The sequence below is a fragment of the Pseudomonas sp. genome (genome assembly GCF_028293835.1).
Lineage (GTDB): Bacteria > Pseudomonadota > Gammaproteobacteria > Pseudomonadales > Pseudomonadaceae > Aquipseudomonas.
The window spans coordinates 1-4,647 of the sequence record NZ_JAQGNX010000137.1 but is presented as its reverse complement, the minus strand read 5'-3'; the positions used below and the strand labels follow the sequence as shown (position 1 = coordinate 4,647).

The 4,647-nt window shown below is 54.6% G+C and carries 6 protein-coding genes and 1 pseudogene; all 7 read right to left on the bottom strand.

Annotated features, from left to right (window positions below; genetic code table 11):
* A pseudogene (locus JWR17_RS19130) lies at positions 1-92 on the bottom strand (ClpXP protease specificity-enhancing factor); the annotation flags it as partial.
* 17 nt (positions 93-109) lie between these two features.
* Positions 110-727, bottom strand: a complete 618-nt coding sequence (locus JWR17_RS19125) for a glutathione S-transferase N-terminal domain-containing protein (protein ID WP_299833756.1) — start codon at positions 725-727, stop codon at positions 110-112.
* A 174-nt stretch (positions 728-901) separates the two neighbouring features.
* Positions 902-1,681 carry a cytochrome c1 gene (locus tag JWR17_RS19120; RefSeq protein ID WP_299833754.1) on the bottom strand — a complete coding sequence of 260 codons (780 nt, stop codon included), beginning with the start codon at positions 1,679-1,681 and terminating at the stop codon, positions 902-904.
* The gene (locus JWR17_RS19115; protein ID WP_299833752.1) at positions 1,681-2,892 is read right to left on the bottom strand and encodes a cytochrome bc complex cytochrome b subunit; all 1,212 of its coding nucleotides are present in this window, start codon (positions 2,890-2,892) and stop codon (positions 1,681-1,683) included. Before JWR17_RS19115 ends, JWR17_RS19120 begins: the two co-directional genes overlap by 1 nt.
* Complete coding sequence (gene petA, locus JWR17_RS19110) at positions 2,892-3,485, bottom strand: ubiquinol-cytochrome c reductase iron-sulfur subunit (protein ID WP_299833750.1); 594 nt, start codon at positions 3,483-3,485, stop codon at positions 2,892-2,894. Before petA ends, JWR17_RS19115 begins: the two co-directional genes overlap by 1 nt.
* Before the next feature lie 253 nt (positions 3,486-3,738).
* Positions 3,739-4,131 carry a 30S ribosomal protein S9 gene (gene rpsI, locus JWR17_RS19105; RefSeq protein ID WP_297846183.1) on the bottom strand — a complete coding sequence of 131 codons (393 nt, stop codon included), beginning with the start codon at positions 4,129-4,131 and terminating at the stop codon, positions 3,739-3,741.
* A gap of 14 nt (positions 4,132-4,145) precedes the next feature.
* A complete protein-coding gene (rplM, locus tag JWR17_RS19100; RefSeq protein ID WP_299833747.1) occupies positions 4,146-4,574 on the bottom strand; it encodes a 50S ribosomal protein L13 in 429 nt (142 codons plus the stop codon).
* Positions 4,575-4,647 lie beyond the last annotated feature (73 nt).

Below are 4,647 nucleotides of genomic sequence, written 5' to 3'. Positions count from 1 at the left end.
TATTCCGCATTGACCAGCATATGCGGGGTGCAATCGTTATCTACGATCCACTCATACAGAGCACGGATCAGATAAGGGCGACTGGAGTTCATCAACGGCTCCTTAGGACTTAGCGCATGTCACGTTCGGCACCAGACAGACTTGTCTGGAAGGCCTCACGTGCAAACTGGCGCTCCATGTAATCAAGCAACGGTTTAGCTTGCCGCGGCAATTCTATACCCATGAGTGGGAGGCGCCAAAGCATGGGCAAAAGGCAGCAATCCACCAGACTTTGATCTTCGCTAAGGAAAAAAGGCTTGTCAGCGAACAGCGGAGAAACGCCGGTCAGGCTTTCCCGCAGTTCTTTTCGCGCTTGAACGCGAGCCGTTTCCTTGCTGCGTGAATCCAGAATCAGATCCACCAGACCACACCAATCGCGTTGAATACGATGAATCAGCAGACGGCTATTGGCACGGGCCACCGGATAAACCGGCAACAACGGCGGGTGCGGATAGCGTTCGTCCAGATATTCCATTACCACCGTCGACTCGTACAACGCCAGATCACGATCGACCAGGGTCGGCACGCTGCCGTACGGATTCACCTCGATCAATTTCGGCGGATGACGGCCCGCGACTACATCAATGATCTCAGCGCTGACACCTTTCTCCGCGAGCACAATGCGCACGCGGTGGGAATAGTGGTCGGCGGGGTCGGAGTAACAGGCCAACCGGTTGGTCACGCCCATGGCGGTCCTCCTCGCTTGTAAAAGTTTTCAAAAGCAGAAAAACGAGCGCGCCCAGAGGGCGCCTCCGATATCGACTGCGCGGGACAGGATACGCCTAAGCGACCTCCCGCCCCACACTCGTTATCCTGAAGCACCCTAGGGCGCGCTTCGTTAACAGCAGAGTTTACAGCTCAATCAATGGACATCTTTCCAGTACTCGCGCTTGAGCAAATACGCGAAAACGAAGAAGAAGGCCAGGTAAAGCAATACATAGGTTCCGATGCGCTGATGTTGCAGCTTCACCGGATTCGCCGAGTAAGCGAGGAAGGTTACAAGATTTTTGACCTTCTCATCGAACTGTTCTTCATTTAAAGAGCCAGTTTTCGGCAATACGGTCAACTGGTCGCACGCTTCGTGGGTCAATGGCGACCCCGTCAGAGGGTCATATTGCTTCTTGCCGTCCTCAACCACTTGCACTTGTTTGCAACCAACGACCTGGCGACCTTGCAGCCCCTCCAGTACGTTAGGCATGCCGACGTTGGGGTAAACCTTGTTGTTCACCCCCCAAGGGCGTGCAGGATCTTCATAGAACGAGCGCAGGTAGCTATAGAGCCAGTCAGTACCCCGAACACGAGCCACCAGGGTCAGATCGGGCGGAGCCGCCCCGAACCAGGCTTTGGCGTCCGCAGGCTGCATGCCGATAGACATGTGGTCGCCGATTTTGGCGCCGGTGAACACCAGCTTCTCCAACATCATGTCGTGGGGAATACCCAGGTCATCGGCAACGCGCTCATAGCGCTGAAACTTTGCGCTGTGGCAGCCCATGCAGTAGTTCACGAATGTACGCGCACCGTCCTGCATGGCGGCATTGTCGGACACATCGATATCGACTTTTTCCAGCTCAGGACCGTGCTCGGCTGCGAAGGACAGAGTGGGCAGAAGCGCAAAAAACAATACAGCAAATAGCTTTTTCATCAGCCAGTCACCCTTTCTGGAACGGGTTTGGTCTTCTCGAGCCGGGTATAGAACGGCATCAGAATGAAGTAGGCGAAGTACAGGAACGTACACACCTGCGACACAATCGTGCGCTCGGGAGTAGGCGGTAAAACGCCAAGAATCCCCAGAATCACGAACGACACACAGAACACCAGCAACCAGATTTTGCTTAGCCAGCCCTTGTAGCGCATGGATTTGACCGGACTGCGATCAAGCCATGGCAACACGAACAGCACCGCGATCGCAGCCCCCATGGCGATAACACCCATGAGTTTGTCCGGGATCGCCCGCAATATCGCGTAGAACGGCGTGAAATACCAAACCGGAGCGATATGCTCTGGGGTCTTGAACGCGTTCGCCACTTCAAAGTTAGGCTTCTCGAGGAAATACCCGCCCATTTCCGGGAAGAAAAATACAATCGAGCAAAAGATAAACAGGAACACCACGACGCCGACGATATCTTTCACGGTGTAGTACGGGTGGAAGGCAATGCCATCCAGCGGTACGCCGTTCTCGTCCTTGTGTTTCTTGATGTCGACACCGTCCGGGTTGTTCGAACCGACTTCGTGCAGCGCCAGAACGTGCAACACCACCAGACCCAGGATAACGATCGGCAGGGCCACCACGTGCAGCGCAAAGAAACGGTTCAAGGTAATCCCTGAAATCAGGTAATCGCCCCGAATCCATTGGGTCAGGTCGCCACCGATAACCGGAATCGCACCGAACAGCGAGATGATCACCTGCGCCCCCCAGTAGGACATTTGGCCCCAAGGCAGCAAGTAACCCATGAACGCTTCAGCCATCAGCGCCAGGTAGATCAACATGCCGAACAGCCAGACCAGCTCACGCGGCTTCTGATAGGAACCGTAGAGCAGCCCACGGAACATGTGCAGATAGACCACGATGAAGAACGCGGAGGCGCCCGTTGAGTGGAGCAGGCGCAGGATCGAGCCATATTCCACGTCACGCATGATGTATTCGACAGAAGCGAACGCCTCTTCGGCCGACGGCGTGTAGCTCATGGTCAGCCAGACACCGGTAACGATCTGATTGACCAGGACCAGCAGCGCCAGCGAGCCGAAGAAGTAGAAGAAGTTGAAGTTTTTTGGTGCGTAATACTTGCTGAGATGGTCTTCCCACATTTTTGTGGCGGGGAAGCGCGCATCAACCCAGTCCATGAACTTGCTCATCACGCTTTCTCCTGATCGACGCCGATGACAATAATGCTGTCCGACTCATAGGAATGCGGCGGCACGGGTAGATTCAAAGGTGCCGGTTGAGATTTGTAGACGCGACCCGCGAGATCGTAGTGCGAGCCGTGACAGGGGCAGAAATAACCACCGACCCAATCTTTGCCCAAATCAGCGGGGGCCACTTCAGGACGAAACGTCGGCGAGCAACCCAAGTGGGTGCAAATTCCAACCAGCAGCAGCAGTTCTGGTTTGATCGAACGCACTTCAGGATCGACGTAGGTCGGCTGGGTTGAATTCTTGGAATCCGGATCGGAGAGTTGCCCCTCGATTTTTTTCAGATTAGCCAAAATCTCTGGGGTACGACGGACGATGAAAACCGGCTGTCCTCGCCACTCAGCAATCATCTGCTGTCCCGGCTCGATCTTGCTGACATTTACCTTTACCGGCGCACCGGCAGCTTTCGCCTTGGCACTGGGGAACCATGACCCCACGAACGGGACCGCCGCCCCAACCGCTCCTGCTGCACCAACCACGGATGTGGCCGCTACGAGGAAGCGACGCCGGCCTACATTCACGCCGTCATTGCTCATTCCGTCCTCTCCCATCAGCTCTGTGGCCTGTTTGATCAGGCGTCTACTTAAAATAAATTTATGCTGTGTAAAAATGCTGCCGAATGGTAATGAAAAGCCCCTCTTTTGACAAGGGAATTACCTTTGCGAAACGGCCTAAGGCCTTATAACACGGGGTTCGGAAGGATGTGGCACGTTGTCACACCTAACCGAGCGCCCATAAAAAAACGCCCAGCTCCGAAAAGGAGACTGGGCGTCTTTAAAGTAGCAGCGATTAACGCTTCGAGTACTGCGGACGCTTACGCGCTTTGCGCAGACCTACTTTCTTACGTTCTACTTCACGAGCATCACGAGTAACGAAGCCAGCTTTGCGCAGAGCGCCACGCAGGGTTTCGTCATACTGCATCAGAGCGCGAGTGATGCCGTGGCGGATTGCGCCAGCCTGACCACTTGTGCCGCCACCGATAACAGTGACGTAGATGTCGAATTTCTCGGTAGTCTGAGTCAGTTCCAGCGGTTGACGAACTACCATGCGGGCAGTTTCGCGGCCGAAGAAACCGTCAAGAGTACGGTTGTTGATCGAGATGTTGCCGGTACCTGGACGCAGGAAAACGCGTGCAGTTGCGGTCTTGCGACGGCCAGTGCCGTAATTTTGAGTCGCCGACATAATGAACTATTCCGTTAAAACTTCAGTTCTTGGGGCTGCTGAGCAGTATGAGGGTGTACAGTGCCCGCATAGACTTTCAGCTTACGATACATGTCGCGACCCAACGGGTTTTTAGGCAGCATGCCTTTAACCGCGGTCTCGATCACGCGCTCTGGGGCTTTAGCGATCAGCTTTTCAAAGTTGATCGACTTGATCCCGCCCGGAAAACCAGAGTGAGAGTAGTAGATCTTGTCGGTGGTTTTAGCACCGGTAACGCGGATTTGCTCAGCGTTGATAACGACGATGTAGTCGCCAGTATCGACGTGCGGAGTGTATTCCGGCTTGTGCTTGCCACGAAGACGGCTCGCGATCTCGGTCGCCAGACGACCCAGTGTCTGACCAGCAGCGTCGACGACGAACCAGTCGCGCGTAACTGTTTCCGGTTTAGCAGTAAAAGTTTTCATTCTTTAATAGCCTCAGGGGCCGCCCTGATAAATTAGACGGCGGATCTTACTGAATAGTGCGTACTTTGACAAG